Below are 18848 nucleotides of genomic sequence, written 5' to 3' on the forward strand. Positions count from 1 at the left end.
GAGCGCGCGCACCAGTCGACAGCGATCTTCACCGCGCTCCGCTGAGCTGGGAGAACACTCCGCCGAACAACCCATCAAACCAACAATCTAAAGATCAATCCGGAACGCTGTTCCGGCCATCCTCCTCGACCCGACCATGTGGCTGTCCACCCCATCCGGCGGAGCGGTGTCCCCACTCCCGGAGAGGAGAAGCCCATGGCCGTTCCCATCCCGTACCCGGCCGTACGCTCACGATCGCCGCGCCGAACGCGCCGTACGACCGTCCCCGGCGCCCGCTTCGGACGCGTCAGCCGACCGCGCCGGGAGAGACGCCCTGACGCGGTCCCCGCGACCAAGGACCCGGCCAGGACCGCGGTCCTCCGGACGCTCGTCGCAGTGATCGCCTCCGCGATCGTCACGACCACGGTCATCGCCACCGGCGCCGTCTGGATGCCCTCGGCCCGAGCAGGCCACGTCCAGACCACCGGCCCGGCGCGCCGATAGCGCGCCACTCCCCCACGAAACCGACGCCCGATCCCTCACCCGTGGCCGGCATCGAACCGGCCGGTCGACCAAGGAGTTCCCATGTCCGAACAGTCTCGCCCGTCCCTCTGGAAGCAGGCGCCCCTGGCGGTGCTCGCCGTACTCGGCCTCGCCACCGGCGTCACGATCACGTCCGGCCCCGCCCACGCCGACACCGGGGTGACGGGGACCATCGCCCAAGGGCCCGTACCCACCTACGTCTCCACCAAGACGATCTACTCAGGACCGAGCAAGGCGTACCCGACCGCGGGGACCGCGCAGGCCGGCAAGTCGTACGCGGTGCTGTGCACGACCGCTCCCGGCGCGAGGAAGCCCGGCACGCAGGGTCCGGTGGCGTACTCGGACGCCCCCGAAGCCTGGGACCGGATCGCCGACCCGGCCAGTCCGGACCAGCCGGTCGGTTACCTTCTCGACTCCGACCTCGCTCTGACCAGCGGCGGGACCAAGACGGACTGGACCAGCCTCACCGCCTGCCCCGCCCCGCCTCCGCTCCCGGAGGGTGACCCCCAGCACCCGGTCCTGCGAGCGAAGACACCCGGCTCGGACGTTCCGCGGAACATCTGCAAGCGCGGGATCCTCGAGCCGGGCCTGAACACCATCGCGTTCGACTCCGAACAGACCATCGACATCGAGTTCTCCACGGCGAGCCTGGGCGTCACGGGGATCGACGTGACGGACACCAAGACCGGATACGAGAACTCGGGGAACGCGCTCCCGCAGATCCTCAGCACCAAGAACGGGCCGACCTCCTGGCACTTCACGGAGACCGCGAACGGCACCGGGGTGACGACCCACATCTTCAGCGTGACCGTCGGCGGTGCCGTCGGGGGCAAGAACCAGCCGGTCACCGACGGCAAGACCGACGGCGACACGGTCGAGGGCGACGTCGCCTGGGTCGCCCGATCCATCGCCTGCGGCTGATCTGCCCATCGGCCTGAACCCCACCCGGCGCGCCTCCGCGCCGGGTGGGCCCGTCCCAGGACCGCTCACCGGTCCAGAACCGACTCCCACTCGGCCGTTCCACGACGGCGGCCGGCCCACCGCCAGGCCCCATCAGGAGGCACCTCATGCCCGGACCGTCCCCCGGCGCGCCGCGCCGGCTCGGCGCCCGACTCACCCTCGCGCTCATGCTGCTGCTCGCCGCCGCCTTCACGGTGGCGGACCTCTCCGTCGCGCCGCCCGCCGCCCCGTCCACGGCTCCCGATCCGCTCTTCGGCGTGAACATGTCGTTCTTCGGCCCGAACGACGCGATGGTCGGCCGGCCGGCCACCCGAGAACTGTTCCGCTCCTGGGGCGTCCCGATCGTACGGGTGCCGCTGCGCGACCACTTCGAGGGCAGTACGGCCCCGGTCGGCGATGACCTGCTGCTCTCCGCCATGCACGCCGTACGCGACATCGGCGCGACACCGATGCTGATCATCCGTGGTCCCGGCTCCGGCCTGGCCGTCGACGACGTGAAGAAGACCGACCTGCACCTGCTCGACCTCATCCACCAGGTCTTCGGCGACGGCACCGCCTACCTGGAGTTCGGCAACGAACCGGACCTCCCGGGGACCGACGTGCCCGTCGCCGACTACACGGCGGCCTGGAACACGGTGGTGCCCGCCCTGAAGAGCCGCTACCCGAAGGCGGCCTATCGCTACGTCGGACCCGCGTCCTGGCGGGTCGACCACGACTATGTGAAGTACATCGGCGCCTTCGTCGCCGGGGCCACACCCGAGCCGGACTTCCTGTCCTGGCACGAGTACGTCTGCGGCGCGGCCACCGACTCGCGCTGGAAGGACACCTGCGACGGGCACCTCGACAACTGGCAGACCCATGTCACCGACGTCGAGATGACCGTCCAGGGAAAGATCGGCAAGCAGTTGCCGTACTTCATCTCGGAGTGGAACGCCGATTCCAGCGCGACGAGCCCCGTCTACAAGGACGGAAACACCGGCTACCTCGCCGCGTGGACGACCAAGGCGATCGACCACCTGCGCGCGCTGCGACCCGCGCCGTCCGGGGCGATGATCTACACCGCCACCGACCACGGAAACTTCGGCCTGGTCACCGGCGCCGATCAGGTCACCGCCCAGGGCCGGGCGTTCCAGCAGGCCATGGCGGGCTCGTCCGCGGTGACGCCACCGAAGGACACGTCATCGTCGCCGGAGAACACCCCGTCACCTGACGGCAATTCGTCACCGGGTTCCGCATCACCGCAGTCACCGGGCCCCGACTCGCCCCAGCCACCACAGTCACCGGGGCCCGACTCACCGCGGTCACCGGCCTCTGAGCCGCCGCAGGGCACCCCGACACCGTCCGGTACGGGTCCGTCGTCCGGGACGCCGGACGCGCCGCAGGCGACCGGGAACCAGTACTACGTCGCCACCGACGGCGATGACACGAGAGGAGACGGCACGCATGCCCATCCGTGGAAGACGATCCAGCACACCGCGCAGCGCCTGACGGTGGGGAGCAAAGGTGCCACCGTGCACGTCGCCGACGGCACCTACGCCGAGGCGGTGAGCAACACGAAGAGCGGGCGCGCCGGCGGCTACCTGACGTTCGAGGCAGAACACCCGGGCAGGGCGCACATCGCACCGAAGAACTCCGACGTCCCCTTCGAGAACCGGGGTGACTACGTACGTATCGTCGGATTCGACATCAGCGGGTCCGGAGGAGCCTGGAGCGGCATCCTCATCTGGGGCCGCCACAACGTCATCCAGGGCGATCACGTGCACGACGTGCTGACGCACATCGCGCCGAAGGACTGCGACGGCAGTCCCGGCGGGCAGGGTATCGGCGACGACGCGTCGGCCTCCGACAACGCCTTCCTCGGCAACCGGGTCGACCACATCGGCCCCTATCCGACCGAATGCGAGTACATCCACGGCATCTATCCGTCCGGCGGCGGGGACCTCATCCAGAACAACATCGTGTTCCGAACGTCGGGGAGCGGCATCCGGTTCAACCACAACGCGAAGGGCGCCACGATCGCTAACAACCTGTCGTTCGCCAACGCCGACCACGGGATCTACATCACGGGCGGCGACTCGACCGCCGACCACTTCGTGATCGACAACAACATCGTGCGGGACAACGCGATGTACGGGATCAACGTCCGCGATGACGCGAACGGCGCGCACAACCAGTACCGGAACAATCTGTTCTACAAAAACGGCAAGGGGAAGTACGGGCTGAACAACAGCGGGGAGTTCACGCCGCCGAACGCATCGGGAACGCTCAGCGCCGATCCACGGCTGGTGAACTACGCGGCGGACGGTACGGGCGACTATCACCTGACGGCGGCCAGCCCGTGCGTCGACGCCGGCACCTCCACCGGCGCGCCGGCCGACGACCTGGACGGCGTGACCCGCCCCAAGGGCCGCGCCGTCGACATCGGGCCGTACGAGTTCACCCGCTGACGCCGCCGTACGCGATACCCGCGGCCGGCAGGAGCACGCTCCGCCGGGGCGGTGGCCGCCGAAGGCGACTTCGGCGGCCACCGCCCTGCCGTACCGCACGGGATACCGGCTCGACCGCCGGGATGATCGTACCGATCGGTTCGATCTCCTGCTAATCTCCCGCCGTAACGATCCGTTCAACTGTTCGGGAGCGTCGCCGTGCCCCTCTTCGACCCCCTCGCGACCGATCCGGCGCCTGAGGTGGCGCCCGCCGCGAGCACTCCGGCGGTGACCTTCGACAGCGCGGGCGCCGCTCTGCTCGGCGTGCTCCACCTCCCCGCCGGCCCCGGACCGCACCCGGTCGTCGTGCTGCTGCACGGCTTTCCCGGCAACGAGCGCAACTTCGACCTCGCGCAGGCGCTGCGCCGGGCGGGGTACGCGTCGCTGGTCTTCCACTATCGCGGCTCATGGGGGGTCGATGGTTCCTGGTCGTGGGGCCACGTGCTGGAGGACGCCGCGCGGGTCGTGACCGCGGTACGGGAGCCGGAGTTCGCGACCACTCACCGGCTGGACGCGACACGGACGGCGGTGGTCGGGCACAGCCTCGGCGGCTTCGCCGCGCTGATGACCGCCGCGGCCGATCCGTCGATCACCGCCGTCGCCTCGGTGGCCGGATTCGACCTCGGACGGGTGGCCGCCGGGTTCCGGGCCGACCCCGCGCTGCGCACCTCGTACGTCGAGATCTTCGGCGGCGAGCTCGCGCCGCTGCGCGGCACCAGCGGCGAGGCGCTCGTCGCCGAGATGGAGGCGGCGGGTGAGGCGTGGAGCCTGGCCGCGCTGGCTCCGCGGCTCGCGGAGCGCCCGGTGCTGCTCATCGGCACCGGGCGCGACCCGGTCACCCCGGCGCCCGTACACCACGAGCCGGTCGTCGACGCGTACCTGGTCCACCCGGTTCGGCGTCTCGAACATCACGTGTTCCCCACGGACCACGCCCTGTCCGACCACCGCGTGCGGCTCGCGCGTACGCTGCTGGACTTCCTCGGCCGCCACCTGCCCCCGGCCCGGTGACGGGACGGTCCCCCGGCCTTCCCGGGCGGTGCCCTGGCCCGGCACACCCCCTGAGCCCGCGGCCGTACGCTACCGTCGTCGAGGTACAGGAAAAAATATTCGGTAAAACAACATCCGGAGTCGTCGGCTCAGCCGCGCCGCATCTCCGAGGGAGAAGGACCCGTGGGCCAAGCCGGCAGCAGCCCCGGCGACAAGACCTGGACGTTCCTGACCAACCACGCCCGCGTGCTGGTCGAGATCACCCGTAACCCGCGTTCGCGGCTCCGCGACATCGCCGCCACCGTGCGCATCACCGAACGCGCCGCCCAGACGATCGTCACCGACCTCGAAGAGGCCGGCTACATCACCCGCACCCGGGTCGGGCGCCGCAACCACTACAGCGTCGACCCGACTCGCCCGTTCCGGCACCCGGCCGACGCCGACCACCGCATCGAGGGACTCCTCACCGTGTTCGCCCGCCACGACGACGACCACACACCGGACGCGCCGGAGGCGCCCGGCACCGACGAGCGGGGAACGACGGAATGACGACTCCGCGGCGTCCGACCGCGATCCTGATCGTCGAGGACGATCCGGGTGATCAGATGCTGATCCGGGAGGCGTTCGCCGAGCCCGGCCTCGACTCGCCCCCGAAGCTGGCGGTGGTCGGCGACGGGGAGGAGGCCCTCGACTTCCTCCACCGGAGGGGCCCGTACACCGCCGCGTTCCGCCCCGACCTCGTGCTGCTGGACCTGAACCTGCCCAAGTACGACGGGCGCGCCGTTCTCAAGCAGATCAAGAATGACGCGGATCTGTGTTCGATCCCGGTGGTGATCTTCACGACCTCCGCCAACGCGGACGACGTCACCGGCACCTATCTGCTGCACGCCAACGCCTACGTCACGAAGCCCGTCGACTTCGACGACTTCACGACCGCCGTACGGGAGATCAACGGCTTCTTCACGAGGACCGCGCGCCTGCCCCGCCGTCCGGCGACCGTCTGATCGGCCTCGCCGATCCCGGGAACGGCCCCGGCTGCCCCTCGGAGCGGCCGGTTCGGTCGGTCCGGGGTCAGCCGGCGGCGGCGAACATGTCGACCAGGCTCTGCGGCGCGTCCTCGCGGAAACAGCGGACGAGACCGGCGGCGGACTCGGCGGCGGCGGTCGCACCGCGCGGGAACATCGCCTGCTCGTAGGCGGCGAGCGCGGCCTCGGTGTCGCCGGGGTTCGCGGCGATGGCCGCGCCGAGTCCGGCGGCGTCGGTCAGGGCGATGTTGGCACCCTCCCCGGCGAAGGGCGACATCAGGTGGGCGGCGTCGCCGAGCAGGGTGACGCCCGGGACGCGGTCCCAGCGGTGGCCGACCGGCAGGGCGTGGATCCCGCGCGGGACGAGCGGCCCGTCGGCGTCGGCGACCAGGGCCCGCAGGCGCGCGTCCCAGCCGGCGAAGTGCTCCAGCACGGCGGCCTTCGCGGAGCCGGTGTCGGCGAAGTCGATCCCGGCCGCCCAGTCCTCGGGCGTCGAGAGCGCGACGTTGACGTGGAGGCTGCCGTCGGGCTCGCGGTGGGCGAGGAAGCCCTTGCCCTCGCCGAGCGCGAAGAACATGCCGCCGCCAAGGAGGGCGGCGCCGCCGGGGTGACGGGTGTCGGCGTCCAACAGCGTGGCCTCGACGATGGTCACGCCGGTGTACTCCGGGACGGCGCCGGAGAGCAGCGGGCGGATCCTGGACCAGGCTCCGTCGGCGCCGATGAGCAGGTCGGTGGTGAGGGCGGAGCCGTCGGCGAGGATCACCTCGTGGCGCCCGTCGCCCAGCGAGCGGGCGCCGGTGACCCCGGAGCCCCAGCGGACGGTGCCCGGAGGCAGTGAGCCGAGCAGGAGGTCGCGGAGCCGGCCGCGCTCGACCTCGGGGCGGCCGCCCTCGCCGTCGTCCTCCTCCTTGAACCGGACGACCGCGTGCCTGTCGAGAACGCGAACGGTCTCTCCGCCGGGATGGATGATCGCGCGGAACTCGTCATGGAGGCCGGCGGCCCGCAGGGCGACCTGGCCGGAGTCCTCGTGGATGTCGAGCATGCCGCCCTGGGTGCGGACCTCTGGCGAGGCCTCGCGTTCGTACACCGCGGCCGGGATGCCGTTGACGTGCAGGACGCGGGCGAGGGCGAGGCCGCCGAGGCCCGCGCCGACGATGGCGATGGGGTCATGAGTGCTCATGCCTTCAATCTAACGAACATGTTCGCTACGAACAAGTTCGTCACGAACCCGTTCGACGCACGGCCGGGATCGGCCCGGACGCCGAGGTCGACGAAGGCGCGGCGGCTCAGCGACACCCCTGGCCTGGAGCGCGGATCACCCGCCTCGCCGCTCGCCGGCCGCAAGCTTTGCCCATCTGACGCGATATCTACTCAAAACAGAAAAACATCTCTTTCAGGGCGGGCAGGGCATTTGGTGCATACGGATCGGCACAGAGGGGGCGTGCCGGATGCTGATCACGGCATTGGTAACACCTGTGATGATCCCTATCGCCGCGCTGGTGCTGGTGCTGGCCCTCGCCAAGCTGGAGCGGGTGCTCCTCGACGGCGGTGACCGGCCGATGCCCGCCGGCGACGAACAGGGCGGGTCCGTGGAGGGCGCCCCGTCCTGACACGACCGATCGCCGAGCGGACGGGAACCGACCGCTCGGCGTGGCGTCCTCCGACGGCTCGCCGACCGCTTCGTGGACGTCGTCCGGGTCGTACGGCGTCACGCCGCCGCCCGCCGAGCGTCACGTCGTGCTCGCGCACGAGCTGTTCGACGTCCTCGTCCTGCTGACCGCCCTCGGGGTCGACGCGCGGGAGAATGAGCGCGTGGAGATCTGGATCAACCCTCGCTGTTCGAAATGCCGGTCCGCCCTGTCCCTGCTGGACGAAGAGGGCGCCGAGTACACCGTGCGGCGGTACCTGGACGACCCGCCCTCGCGGCAGGAGCTCGAGGAGGTCCTCGGGCGTCTCGGCCTCGAGCCCTGGGACATCGCCCGTACCGGCGAGGCCGTCGCCCGGGAGCTGGGCATGGCGTCCTGGGAGCGGGAGCCCGCGGCCCGCGACCGGTGGCTCGACGCCCTGGCCGAGCACCCGATCCTGATCCAGCGGCCGATCATCACGGCCGACGACGGTACCGCCGTGGTCGGCCGCTCCCCCGAGGCGGTCAGGTCCGTCCTGGAGTGAGCGGAACCGGGGTCCGTGCGCCCACCCGCACGGACCCCGGTCGACCGGCTCAGAAGTGGATGTAGTTGCCGACGCTGCTCGCGCTGATCGTGCGCGTGTCGTAGTTGTGGGCGCTGAGGTAGTTGTACTCCTCGACCAGGATCGTGCCGTCGCTGTTCACGCGGGCGACGTACGCGACGTGGCCGTAGGTCCCGGTGTTCCATTGGGCGACGGCGCCGACCTTGGCGGTGTGGTCGACCTTCACCCCGGCGGACGCCGCGGCGTTGTCCCAGTTGATGGCGTTGCCCCAGTGCACGCCCCGGTAGGAGTTGGTGAAGTCGACGCCGAGGCGCTGGCGGACCCGCCAGGCCGCGAACGAGACGCATTCCCGCTTGTAGAAGAGCCAGGGATCCGCTTCGCTCGACGAGTCGGACTTGTACGGGTAATCGTCGGTGACGGTCTGGACGCACGGGGGTGCGACGGTGCCGTCCGAACCGGTGTAGATGTAGGCGTCCGCGACATAGCCCACCGGACTGCTGATCTTGTCCCAGATGCCGCTGGTGCCGTACGTGCCGGTGACCGTCGTCCCGCGCGTCTGGCAGGTGATCGTGACGCTCGCTCCGTCCGCGACGGTCCCCACCGAGCTGTAGCCGGTGCCGGCGCCGGAGCGCACGGTCAGGGCCGTACCACTGGTGTTGACCGTTCCGGTCGCCGCGTTCGCCGTCGAGACGCCGAGCACGATCGCCACCGCGCTCGCCCCGATCGTCAGGCCGCTTCGTCTGATCCAGGCCACATCAGACCCCTTTCTGGCGGAGGATCCGAACCCGACGGTAAGTGAATAACTAACAAGCCAGTAGCGGGGAATGTGACAAAGCAACGAGGCAGGGTTGGTAAACCGAATGCTCGCTGTAAACGTTTGCGTCCCGTCCGTACGGCGCCGGCGCGGTCACCCGGCGGTGAAGTGAACGCCGGAGAACCCGGTCCGCCACTCGGTGACCTCGGCGGCGACGGTCTCCGGCTCGGTGTCCGGGTCGAGGCCGCGCGCGATGAACGAGGCCAGCACCGGCATGTCGGCCTCGGTCATCCCGAGCCGCACGATCTCCGGGGTGCCGACGCGGAGGCCGCCCACATCGCCGTCGACCGCGGGCGTCGGAAGGCCGATGCCGCAGGCGAGGAGGTTCGCCCGGCGAAGGCGGCGCGCTGCCCGCTGCCCGCCGTCGGGCGTGCGGATCGCGAACTGGTGCGACCGGGTCGCGCCGCGCTCGGCGGCGAAGAGCGGGACGCCCAGCGCCGTGAGCTCCGCGGCCAGCCGGCGCGCGGTCGCGACCATGGTCTCGGCGTACGCCCGCCCGGCGACCTTCCAGTCGAGCATGGTCACGGCCAGCGCGGCGGTGCGCCCCGCGTCGAAGTTGGCGGTCAGGCCGGGGTAGGCGATCGCGTCGATGCGTTCGGTCAACTCGGCGTCGTCGGTGACGATGAGCCCGCCCGCGGGGCCGCCCAGGCTCTTGTAGGTGCTCATGGTGATCAGGTGCGCCCCTTCGGCGAGGGGCTGCGGCCACACCCGCCCGGCGATCATGCCGCACAGGTGGGCGGCGTCGAAGAGCACGCGCGCGCCGACCGAGTCCGCGATCTCCCGGATGGCGGCGATCGGGTGGTGGAACAGGTTGAGACTGCCACCGATGGTGATCAAGGCCGGACGCGTCTCCTCGGCCAGTGCGCGCAGGGCGCCGACGTCGACCGTGTAGCCGTCCGCCGCGACGGGCGCCGGCACCGTGGTGAGCCCGTACAGCCCGGCGGCGCCCGGGCCGTGGTGGGTGACGTGCCCGCCGATGCTCGGCGGCGGCGCGATGATCGTGTCGCCGGGCCGGCAGGTCGCCATGAACGCGTACAGGTTGGCCAGCGCACCCGACCCGACCCGGACCTCGGCGTAGCGGGCCCCGAAGACCTCCGCCGCGAGCTCGGCGGCGACGACCTCGATCTGTTCGATCGCCTCCAGCCCCGTCTCGTACTTGTCCCCCGGGTAGCCCAGCGATGGCCGGGAGCCGAGCCCGGCCGACAGCAGCGCCTCGGCCCGCGGGTTCATGACGTTGGTCGCCGGGTTGAGGTTGATCGACTCGACGTCGTGGATGCGGTGGTTCTCGGCGACGAGCCGCTCGATCTCAGCCAGCACGGCGGGAGCCGACCGGTCGGCGACCGACTCCGACACCGCCCGGACCCGCTCTTCGCTCGGTGCCGGAACCCAGGGACGAAACGCGAGGGAACGAGCCATCGGGCGATCTCCTGACCGTACGAGGTGGCCGCCGGCGTTCGCCGGCCGTACGCCGCGACGGTAGATCGCGATCGCCGCCCGGCGCATCGGACGCACGCCCTGACCTGCGCCCCGCCGTTCCTACACTTGTCGGAACGCCGAGGCTCCGCCCGTACGGGGTCGTGACGGCCGGCCGTCACCGCGGCGGGGGCCGCCGTCCGTTCGGTGACGCTGTCGGCCATCGCCACGCAGGTGGGCAGGGCGCCGTGAGCCGCGGCACGTCGTGACGGGAGGTGGCGGTGGAGCCGAACGGTGGAGTCCAGGCGGAGCTCGACGCGCTCGCCGCCCGCATCGGGCACGGCGTGTCCGTCGACGACCCCGAGGGCCGGCTCGTCGCCTACAGCGCGCAGGACACCGGCGCCGACGCCGCGCGCGTCGCGTCGATCCTGTCCCGGCAGGTCGCTCCGGCGATCCAGGACTGGCAGAACCGGCACGGCATCGCCGAGGCCACCGGGCCGGTCCGGGTCCCCGCCAACCCGGACCTGGGCATGGCGCCGCGCGTCTGCGTACCGATCCGCAAGGATCACCGGTGCCTCGGCTACCTCTGGGTGCTGGAGCCCGACCATCCGCTGGACGACGCCGCGATCACCGCGGCCCTGCGCTGCGCTCACGACCTCGCCGACGTCCTCGCGCGGCGGCCCGGTCCCCCGCCCGACTGGGACGTGGACGGCCTGGTCCGGCGTCTCCTCGGCGAGGACGGCGGCACCGACGTCCGCGACCGGCTGGCCGCCGCGGTCCCGGCGCTCGTGGGCGCCACGATCCAGGTCTGCGCCGCCGTGCCGTACCGGCCGGGCCAGGAGCGGGTCGCGGCGCTCACCTCCGCCGACTTCCAGCGCCTCACCGCGTCGATGTCCCCGGCGCTCCGCCGGTACCCCGCGTACGTCGGCTCCTTCGTCGGCGCGACCCACGCGGTGGCGCTGTTCCGCCACCCCGGTGGTGCGGACCCGGGCGGCGGGGCGCTGCGCGCGGTCGGCGAGGTGACCGACGACGCGACCGCGCCGACCGGGATGCGGTTCGCCGTGGGCGCCGGCGAGCCCGCGCCGTACGCCGCCGGAACGGCCCGCACCGCGTACGCGCAGGCGCTCGCGGCGGCCGAACTCGCCGTACTGGATCCCGCGCTCCCGAAGCCGCTGTCCTGGTCCGGGCTCGGCCCCTACCGCTCCCTGCTGCACGCCTCACCGCCGCCCGCCGACGACGTGCTCGCCCCGCTCGACCGAGCGGGAGGCTCGGGCGACATGCTGACGCGGACCCTGGAGACCTACCTCGACCTGGGCGGCGACGCGCAGCGTACGGCCGCCCGGCTGCGGCTGCACCGCACGAGCCTGTACTACCGGCTGAACCGCGCCGCCGACCTGCTCGCCGCCGACCTCGCCGACGGCCTCGTCCGCTTGGAGCTGCACCTGGCTCTGAAGAGCCGCCGCCTCGCCCGCCGCACTCTCACCTGACCACCGGGCCCTCACCTGACCGCCGCGCCGCCGCACCTTCTCTGACCACCGCGCCTTCGCCTGACTGCCGGGCTCCCAGCTGACCGCCTCGCGCACCGACCGGCTCACCCGGCCGCCGCTCACGTCGTCGCGTCGCCGGCCGCTTCCTCAGGCCGGCGTGCGTTCGCCGAGCGCCTCGCCGCGGACGGCCGCCCGGTCAGGCCGCCGCACCCTCACCTGGCTGCCGCGCCTTCGCCTGACCGCCGGGCTCCCAGCTGACCGCCTCGCGCACCGACCGGCTCACCCGGCCGCGACTCACGTCGTCGCATCGCCGGCCGCCTCCTCGGGTCGGCGTGCGTTCGCCGCAGCGCGGCCGCCGGGCCGGGGCGGCGCCGGTCAGGCGAGGCGGCGTTGCCACGGGGTGGTGGCCGCGAGCGGCTGCGGGGTGCGGGCGATCTCGGCGCGGTGTTCGCGGGGGCTGACGCCCCGGACCCGCTTGAACGCGGTGCTGAGCGCGAACGAGCTGCCGTAGCCGACCCGCTCGGCGACCTGGCCGATGGTGAGCTCCGGGTCGCGCAACAGGTCGGCGGCGAGCGCGAGACGCCAGGCGGTGAGGTAGGCCATCGGCGGCTCGCCGACCAGCTCGGTGAACCGGCGCGCCAGGGCCGCGCGGGAGACGTTGGTCTCGGCGGCCAGCTTGGCGACGGTCCACGGGCGCTCCGGGGCGTCGTGCAGGAGACGCAGGGCGGCACCGACGACCGGGTCGCTCTGCGCGCGGTACCAGGGCGGCGGGTCGGCCTCGGGCCGGGAGAACCAGGTGCGCAGGGCCGCGATCAGCAGCAGGTCGAGGACCCGGTCGAGGACTGCGTCCTGACCCGGTTCGTCCTTGACGACCTCCGCCGCCAGCAGGGGGACGAGCGGGCTGTCCCAGGCGTCGTACCGGAGCACGACGAGCGGGGGCAGCGCGTCCAGCAGCGGGCGGCAGATCTCGCTGAGCACCTGGTAGGTGCCGGTGATCAGGATCGTCGCGCCGTCGTCGGCGTTGCCCCAGGTGCGGATGCCCAGGTCCGTCAGGTCCAACAGCTCTCCGCCGTCGGGGGCGGTGCAGCGCTGGCCGGGGTGGATGACCGCCTGCGGCGCCGTGGCCGGGTCGTCGGCGAAGGTGTACGGGTCGGGTCCGCGCAGGATCGCGACGTCGCCGGGGTGCAGCTCCGTGGCCGCGCCGCCCTCGGGGATCACCCACGCCGTGCCGCGGACCACGGCCACGAGGGTCAGCGGCGCCTCGTCCTGAATGCGCAGCGACCAGGGCGGTATGAGCGACGAACGGAGCAGGAACGCCCCCTGCGCGCGGGGGCCGTTGAGCAGACCGGCGACGACGTCCACGCCCCGACTGTAGACGATTGAACATGAATTAAATAGCTTCAGCCATGTTCGGTCTCACTCTCGCGTTTTTGAATTGAGCCATGACACAGATCACGCGAGATGGCAAGACGATCCTGGTCCTGGGTGGCACGGGCAAGACGGGCCGCCGGGTCGCCGAGCGGCTCAAGGCGCGCGGACTGCCCGTACGCGTCGGTTCCCGCTCGGGCTCACCTCCGTTCGACTGGACCGACCCGGGCACCTGGGCGCCCGCCCTCGACGGCGCCGCGGCGGCATACCTCGCCTACCAGCCGGACCTGGCCGTGCCGGGCGCGGTCGACGCGATCCGCGGGCTCACCGAGACCGCGCTGGCCGGTGGGACACGGCGGCTCGTGCTGCTGTCTGGCCGGGGCGAGGAGGAGGCACGGGCCTGCGAGAAGGTCCTGGCCGACGCGGGCGCCGAGTGGACGGTCCTGCGATGCGCCTGGTTCGCCCAGAACTTCAGCGAGGGCGCGCTGACGGACCCGGTCCGGGAGGGAGAGGTCGTGCTCCCGCCCGGCGACGTGGGCGAGCCGTTCGTCGACGTCGACGACATCGCGGACGTCGCGTTCGCGGCGCTCACCGAGGACGGGCACACCGGTGAGCTCTACGAGCTGACCGGCCCACGGCTGCTGACGTTCGCCGACGCCGTGGCCGGGATCGCCGAGGCGACCGGGCGCGACATCCGGTACGCCTCGGTCGCCCCCGACGCCTTCGCGGCCGGCCTGCGGGCCCAAGGCGTGCCGGCCGAGGCCGTCGACCTCCTGACCTACCTGTTCACCACGCTGTTCGACGGCCGCAACGCCCACCTGGGCGACGGCGTCCAGCGCGCCCTGGGCCGCCCGCCCGCGGACTTCCGCGACTTCGCCCGCCGTACCGCCGCCACCGGCATCTGGAACGGAGCCGAGCAATGAGAATCCTGCAGACCACCCTGCTGTTGGCGGGGACCGTCACGACCGGGCTCATGGCCGGGCTGTTCGCCGCCTTCGCGTACGCGGTCATGCCCGCCCTGCATCGCGGCGGTGACCGCACTTTCGTCGAGACGATGCAGAACATCAACCGGGTCATCCTGAACGGCTGGTTCATGTCCTGCTTCCTCGGCTCGCTGGTGTTCCTCATCGGCGCGGCCGTGCTGGCCTGGCGCGGTCACGGGCGGCCGGCGCTGCCCTGGATCGTCGCCGCCCTGGTCCTCTACCTGGTGATGTTCTTCGTCACGAGCGGGATCAACGTCCCCCTCAACAACCAGCTCGACAAGGCCGGGGATCCGCGCCACATCGCCGACCTGGCCGCCGTGCGCCATCAGTTCGAGGGCCGCTGGGTCGCCTGGAACATCGTGCGCGCGGTCAGCAACCTCGCCGCGTTCGCCTGCCTCGCCTGGGCTCTGGTCCTGTACGGCGCGCACCGCGACGACCCGCGCCCCGCCGGCCGTCCCACGGGATCGGCGGCTCCGATGCACCACCGGACCGCCCCCTACGCCGCCCGGCCGGGCGGCGGCCCGTACGACGCCGGACCGCCGCCCGCTCCGTACGGCCCCGGGCCAGGACTCGCCCCACGTTGACGGCGTCATCGCCGAGGCCCGCCTGTGAGACCGAGCGGATCCGTGACACCGAGCGGGCCCAGGCCGATCGGATCCGCGCGGGCGTCTCGCTGCGCGAGCAGGTGGGCTTCCCCGCCTACCTCGCCGCGCGCCGTCGGGCGCGTACTGGGGACGCGCCCGACGGTTCCGGCGTACGGCGGCGCGGGCCTGTGCGGCCTGGTCGTGCGGGTCCTCGTGCACCGACGGCGAAGCCAGCCCGTGAGACGCTGTGTCGCGGCACGCGGGCGGGTCCGTGCCCGCCGCGCGGTCCGTACGAGCAGGGAGGAACCACGGATGGACCAGCAGGATCTCCGGAAGCGGTTCGTGACGCTGACCACCGCGCATCTGGCGGACGCGTGCATCCGCGCCGGCCTCCCCGTGCGCTGCGCCCCGGCGTCGATGAGCGCCGTCGAACCCGGCGACCGCCTGCTGGGGCGTGCCTGTCCCGCCCGTCATCTCGGCAGCGTCGACATCTTCCTCGAGGCGTTCGAGGCGGCGGAGCCGGGTGACGTGCTGGTGGTCGACAACGGCGGGCGTCTCGACGAGGCGTGCGTCGGCGACCTGGTGGTCCTGGAGGCCGAGGCGGCGGGCCTGACGGGCATCGTGATCTGGGGCCTGCACCGCGACACCGCCGACATCCGGGCGATCGGGCTGCCGGTGTTCAGCCTGGGCGCGATCTCGACCGGTCCGCTCAGCCTCCGCGACCGGCCCGCCGGCGCCCTGGAGTCCGCGACGGTGGGCGACCACGTCGTGAGCCGCGCGGACCTGGTCCTGGGCGACGACGACGGGGTGCTGTTCGTGCCGGCCGCCGAGGCCGAGAACCTCTTCACGATCGCCGAGCGGATCCGCGACACCGAGCGGGCCCAGGCCGATCGGATCCGCGCGGGCGTCTCGCTGCGCGAGCAGGTGGGCTTCGCCGCCTACCTGGCCGCGCGCCACGAGAACCCGTCACTGACCTTCCGCGAGCATCTGCGCTCCGTGGGCGGCGCCATCGAAGAGTGACGGCACCCGACACGTCCTCGAGGAGCGACGGTCCACGACGCGCACCTCAAAGAGTGACAAAACCTGGCTACGCACCTCGAAGCGCGACGGCACCTGACGCACACCTTCGCCCGACGCGCACGTCGAGAAGCGACGGCACCCGACGCGCACTTCGCGGAGTGACGGCACTCGGCAACGCGCCTCCGGAGCGATGACGCCCGACACGGCGTCCGGCACACCGGTCGCGGTGCCGGAAATCGGGGTGAAGCGGGCGCGACGGCGGTGTTACCGTTCCGGGGCCGGCCGCGGGACTCCGGTGCGACTTCCGGAACCCGCCTATGAAGCGACGATTCGCAGCTCGTGCCCCCATTCCCCGGCCGGCATCCCCCGACCGGAAAGGCTCCGACCGTGACGCGCGACGAGACCGGCGCGGACCTGATCGCCGCCGAGGACGTCCTGCTGTTCGTCAACGCGGCGATCACGGCGACCGGTCAGCGCGAGTTCCACTCCGGCGCGGACGAGCAGGGCCTCTCGCTGGACTTCCTGCACCAGTACCTGCTGGGCAACTACCGCGACCTGTACGCCGCGACGCTCGCCCTCGACGTCAACGACCACAACGCGGTGCTCATCGCGCGGAACCTCCTGGTCACCGCTTCGGAGGCGACGCCGGCGCAGCGCCGGGGCGAGGGCCGGCTGATCGCCCGGCGGCTCGACCTGCTGCCGCCGCAGCGGGTGTACGGGCTGTTCCGCGACCTGCGGCGCGCCCGGGTCAACAACCGGCGCACGCGCGCGATCATCCGGGACTGGATGGCGGCCCGGCCGGACCCGGCGTTCGACGCGGTGAAGTACCGCTCCGCGGTCAAGGACGCGGTCCGGCACGCCCACCTGGCGCCGGGCGGGGAGCTGGGCCCCTTCCTGTTCGCCTGGGGCCGACCCGCCGCCTACACGACGCCGATCCTGGAGACCTGGCGGCGCGCCCACTACGAGAAGGCCGCGCTGTACGACCTGCCGTACACGGTGGCGGAGGGGTTCGCCGCCCGGCACGGGGTGCCGCGCGGGGCGTTCCTGGAGCGCATCGCGCCCCGGCTCACCCGGCTGGAGCGGCTGCGCCTGCAGGAGTCCGCGCGTGAGCATGGGGCGGAGGCGGTCAGGGCCGACCTGACGACGATGCCGCTGACCCGGCTCGCGTCGTACGTGCTCGCCCTGCCCCTGGAGGACCGGGAGCGTCGCCGCGCCGAGCTGACCGAGGCGCTGCGCGCGGCTGCCCGCCGTACGGCCGGCGAGCAGGCCGGGCGCTGGGGCACGGTGGCGGCGGTGCTCGACGACAGCTTCTCGGCGTACGGCTCGGGGCAGAAGCGCCGCCGGCCGCTCGCCGTCGCCCTGGCCTGCCACTTCCTGATGGAGGCGCTGGCCGCCGACTACACGCCGCTGTGGCTGTCGGGCCGCGCCGACGCGCTGACGGTCCGGCCGTACGGGCCGACGCCGCTCGGCGAACGGATCCTCGACGGCCTCGAGCTCGCTCCGGATCGGCTCGTCATCGTCTCCGACGGGTGGGACAACGCGCCGCCGGGGCTGGCGGGCGAGGTGCTGCGGATCTGGCGCACCCGGCTCGACCCGGCCCGCGCCTGCGACGTCGTCCACCTCAACCCCGTGTACGACGCCGCCGACTTCGACGTGCGACGGCTGGCCCCGACCGTCCCCACCGCCGGCATCCGGGACGCGGAGAACCTGGTCGCGCTGGTGGAGCTGGCGCAGTTCGCGGAGGGCCGTACGGGCCTGCCGGAGCTGCGCGCCCACCTCGCGCGCCGCGTCGCGGACTTCCTCCGGGAGGGCCCCGTGACCGAGGTGGTCACACCGCCGACGAGGGAGGCCTCATGACGGATCTGTCGCTGAACGGCCTCGCCACCCGCCCGGCGCAGGTGTGGGGCGGGATACGCCTCGTGCCGCTGGTCCGCGACGAGCCGATCGAGGACCTGCGGCTCGCGTCGCGCCTCTACGACGCGGGCACCGGCGTCGTCGCGGTGGACCGGCGGACCGTCTACTGGTCCTACATCCCGCACGGCTTCGTGGCGACCTGGACCGACGACGGCACGCCCGCCGCCGCGTACGGCACCCAGCTGCGGGACGCGGCGGACGACCGCGCGCCGGCCGGGATGCCGCTGCGGTTCCACCGCCGGATGGCGCGCCGGGTCGACAAGAACCGGCTGCGGTTCCTGCCCCTGCACCTGGCGCTCGAGGGGTACCTCGCGCTGCACTTCGGCGGGCCGGCGATCGCCTGGGCGGAGTGGTCGGAGCGCGCGCTCCGTCAGGGGCTGTCGCCGCGCGTGGAGGAGGCCTACACGGGGGCCGCCGTCCGGGGCCTGGCCGACGCCCTGCGGGTCTTCGAGATCCATCCGGGGCAGTGCGGCGTCCTCGTCTACGCGTCGGACGCGCTCGCCGCCGCGTTCGTCGTGCCGCACCCGGACGACTACCGGGCGCTGCACACCACTCTGGTCCACGACCTGTACGGCGAGCTGATCCACCACTACGCGATGTACGGCCGGCCGGTGCCGGAGTTCCGCGCCCGCGTCGAGGCCGCGGCGGTGCGCTCGCTCGCCGACCTGCGCGCCGCGGCCCGCGCGCAGCAGGACGAGTGGGCGGCGTTCCACGACGAGGTGATGGCGGGCGGGCTGCTCGGTGGCGACTACACGTACGAGTTCGTCCACGAGCTGGGGCCGTACCGCCTGTCGCGGCTGATGCCCTCCTTCGAACGGCAGCGGGACGAGCACATCGGCGAGCTCATCGACGACGAGACGGGGCGGCTGGCGTACCTCAAGACGTTCCGGCTGTCGGAGAACCAGGTCCGGCGCGGCCACCTGCTGACCCGGCTCGCCGCGAACGACTGGCGGCTGTCCACCACGGCCGCCGCGCTCGGCGTGGCCGAGACGGAGCTGGTCCGGCGGATCGAGGCGGCCGGCTTCGGGTACCTGCTCCGCCAGGACGTCCGCGACCACTACCGCGCCCGGCTGCGGCGCGGCGGAGCGTGAGGCGAGG

The 18848-nt window shown here is 72.6% G+C and carries 18 protein-coding genes; 14 read left to right on the forward strand and 4 right to left on the reverse strand.

The annotated features are described in order from the left end of the window. Positions 1-195: 195 nt before the first annotated feature. From ABEA24_RS43590 to ABEA24_RS43615, 6 genes are all read left to right on the forward strand, one after another. Positions 196-483, forward strand: coding sequence for a hypothetical protein (locus ABEA24_RS43590; RefSeq protein ID WP_345439826.1), 288 nt, complete (start codon positions 196-198; stop codon positions 481-483). 81 nt (positions 484-564) lie between these two features. After that, positions 565-1443: a hypothetical protein gene (locus ABEA24_RS43595; protein ID WP_345439828.1), complete on the forward strand. Its 879-nt coding sequence runs from the start codon at positions 565-567 to the stop codon at positions 1441-1443. A gap of 146 nt (positions 1444-1589) precedes the next feature. Beyond that, positions 1590-3929 (forward strand): choice-of-anchor Q domain-containing protein, encoded by a 2340-nt coding sequence (locus tag ABEA24_RS43600; RefSeq protein WP_345439830.1) that lies wholly within the window; start codon positions 1590-1592, stop codon positions 3927-3929. 198 nt (positions 3930-4127) lie between these two features. Then, on the forward strand, positions 4128-4976 hold the full coding sequence (locus ABEA24_RS43605) for an alpha/beta hydrolase family protein (protein WP_345439832.1): 849 nt from the start codon (positions 4128-4130) through the stop codon (positions 4974-4976). Positions 4977-5138: 162 nt separating this feature from the next. Then, positions 5139-5504: a helix-turn-helix transcriptional regulator gene (locus tag ABEA24_RS43610; protein WP_345439834.1), complete on the forward strand. Its 366-nt coding sequence runs from the start codon at positions 5139-5141 to the stop codon at positions 5502-5504. Then, positions 5501-5959: a response regulator gene (locus tag ABEA24_RS43615; protein ID WP_345439836.1), complete on the forward strand. Its 459-nt coding sequence runs from the start codon at positions 5501-5503 to the stop codon at positions 5957-5959. The genes ABEA24_RS43610 and ABEA24_RS43615 overlap by 4 nt, the downstream gene beginning before the upstream one ends. 67 nt (positions 5960-6026) lie before the next feature. Here ABEA24_RS43615 and ABEA24_RS43620 read toward each other — a convergent pair whose 3' ends face one another. Further along, the gene (locus ABEA24_RS43620) at positions 6027-7160 is read right to left on the reverse strand and encodes an FAD-dependent oxidoreductase (protein WP_345439838.1); all 1134 of its coding nucleotides are present in this window, start codon (positions 7158-7160) and stop codon (positions 6027-6029) included. Positions 7161-7458: 298 nt separating this feature from the next. On the opposite strand from ABEA24_RS43620, the gene ABEA24_RS43625 reads away from it, so the two are divergent. Further along, positions 7459-7590, forward strand: a complete 132-nt coding sequence (locus ABEA24_RS43625) for a hypothetical protein (RefSeq protein WP_345439840.1) — start codon at positions 7459-7461, stop codon at positions 7588-7590. 40 nt (positions 7591-7630) lie between these two features. Next, positions 7631-8149: an arsenate reductase family protein gene (locus ABEA24_RS43630; RefSeq protein ID WP_345439842.1), complete on the forward strand. Its 519-nt coding sequence runs from the start codon at positions 7631-7633 to the stop codon at positions 8147-8149. 49 nt (positions 8150-8198) lie between these two features. Here ABEA24_RS43630 and ABEA24_RS43635 read toward each other — a convergent pair whose 3' ends face one another. Continuing rightward, on the reverse strand, positions 8199-8921 hold the full coding sequence (locus tag ABEA24_RS43635) for a CHAP domain-containing protein (protein WP_345439844.1): 723 nt from the start codon (positions 8919-8921) through the stop codon (positions 8199-8201). A 153-nt stretch (positions 8922-9074) separates the two neighbouring features. Further along, complete coding sequence (locus ABEA24_RS43640) at positions 9075-10397, reverse strand: serine hydroxymethyltransferase (RefSeq protein WP_345439846.1); 1323 nt, start codon at positions 10395-10397, stop codon at positions 9075-9077. A gap of 278 nt (positions 10398-10675) precedes the next feature. On the opposite strand from ABEA24_RS43640, the gene ABEA24_RS43645 reads away from it, so the two are divergent. Then, complete coding sequence (locus ABEA24_RS43645; RefSeq protein ID WP_345439848.1) at positions 10676-11881, forward strand: PucR family transcriptional regulator; 1206 nt, start codon at positions 10676-10678, stop codon at positions 11879-11881. 375 nt (positions 11882-12256) lie between these two features. Here ABEA24_RS43645 and ABEA24_RS43650 read toward each other — a convergent pair whose 3' ends face one another. Next, a complete protein-coding gene (locus ABEA24_RS43650) occupies positions 12257-13243 on the reverse strand; it encodes an AraC family transcriptional regulator (protein WP_345439850.1) in 987 nt (328 codons plus the stop codon). Between the two features lie 80 nt (positions 13244-13323). Here ABEA24_RS43650 and ABEA24_RS43655 point away from each other — a divergent pair, with 80 nt between their 5' ends. The 5 genes from ABEA24_RS43655 to ABEA24_RS43675 all read left to right on the forward strand — a co-directional run bounded on the left by ABEA24_RS43655 (position 13324) and on the right by ABEA24_RS43675 (position 18841). Beyond that, on the forward strand, positions 13324-14172 hold the full coding sequence (locus tag ABEA24_RS43655) for a Rossmann-fold NAD(P)-binding domain-containing protein (protein WP_345439852.1): 849 nt from the start codon (positions 13324-13326) through the stop codon (positions 14170-14172). Beyond that, complete coding sequence (locus tag ABEA24_RS43660) at positions 14169-14816, forward strand: anthrone oxygenase family protein (protein WP_345439854.1); 648 nt, start codon at positions 14169-14171, stop codon at positions 14814-14816. Before ABEA24_RS43655 ends, ABEA24_RS43660 begins: the two co-directional genes overlap by 4 nt. A gap of 312 nt (positions 14817-15128) precedes the next feature. Further along, complete coding sequence (locus tag ABEA24_RS43665) at positions 15129-15836, forward strand: RraA family protein (RefSeq protein ID WP_345439856.1); 708 nt, start codon at positions 15129-15131, stop codon at positions 15834-15836. A gap of 387 nt (positions 15837-16223) precedes the next feature. Then, complete coding sequence (locus tag ABEA24_RS43670) at positions 16224-17693, forward strand: hypothetical protein (protein ID WP_345439858.1); 1470 nt, start codon at positions 16224-16226, stop codon at positions 17691-17693. Continuing rightward, positions 17690-18841 (forward strand): ARPP-2 domain-containing protein, encoded by a 1152-nt coding sequence (locus ABEA24_RS43675; protein WP_345439860.1) that lies wholly within the window; start codon positions 17690-17692, stop codon positions 18839-18841. Before ABEA24_RS43670 ends, ABEA24_RS43675 begins: the two co-directional genes overlap by 4 nt. Positions 18842-18848 lie beyond the last annotated feature (7 nt).

The sequence above is a fragment of the Actinoallomurus vinaceus genome, assembly GCF_039542055.1.
In the GTDB taxonomy this organism is placed as follows: domain Bacteria; phylum Actinomycetota; class Actinomycetes; order Streptosporangiales; family Streptosporangiaceae; genus Actinoallomurus; species Actinoallomurus vinaceus.

Excerpts from the sequence above, each read along its gene's own strand:
- ABEA24_RS43590 (WP_345439826.1), top strand. The coding sequence starts at position 196 with ATGGCCGTTCCCATCCCGTACCCGGCCGTACGCTCACGATCGCCGCGC.
- ABEA24_RS43595 (WP_345439828.1), top strand. The coding sequence starts at position 565 with ATGTCCGAACAGTCTCGCCCGTCCCTCTGGAAGCAGGCGCCCCTGGCG.
- ABEA24_RS43600 (WP_345439830.1), top strand. The coding sequence starts at position 1,590 with ATGCCCGGACCGTCCCCCGGCGCGCCGCGCCGGCTCGGCGCCCGACTC.
- ABEA24_RS43615 (WP_345439836.1), top strand. The coding sequence starts at position 5,501 with ATGACGACTCCGCGGCGTCCGACCGCGATCCTGATCGTCGAGGACGAT.
- ABEA24_RS43620 (WP_345439838.1), bottom strand. The coding sequence starts at position 7,160 with ATGAGCACTCATGACCCCATCGCCATCGTCGGCGCGGGCCTCGGCGGC.
- ABEA24_RS43625 (WP_345439840.1), top strand. The coding sequence starts at position 7,459 with ATGATCCCTATCGCCGCGCTGGTGCTGGTGCTGGCCCTCGCCAAGCTG.
- ABEA24_RS43640 (WP_345439846.1), bottom strand. The coding sequence starts at position 10,397 with ATGGCTCGTTCCCTCGCGTTTCGTCCCTGGGTTCCGGCACCGAGCGAA.
- ABEA24_RS43655 (WP_345439852.1), top strand. The coding sequence starts at position 13,324 with ATGACACAGATCACGCGAGATGGCAAGACGATCCTGGTCCTGGGTGGC.
- ABEA24_RS43660 (WP_345439854.1), top strand. The coding sequence starts at position 14,169 with ATGAGAATCCTGCAGACCACCCTGCTGTTGGCGGGGACCGTCACGACC.
- ABEA24_RS43665 (WP_345439856.1), top strand. The coding sequence starts at position 15,129 with ATGGACCAGCAGGATCTCCGGAAGCGGTTCGTGACGCTGACCACCGCG.
- ABEA24_RS43675 (WP_345439860.1), top strand. The coding sequence starts at position 17,690 with ATGACGGATCTGTCGCTGAACGGCCTCGCCACCCGCCCGGCGCAGGTG.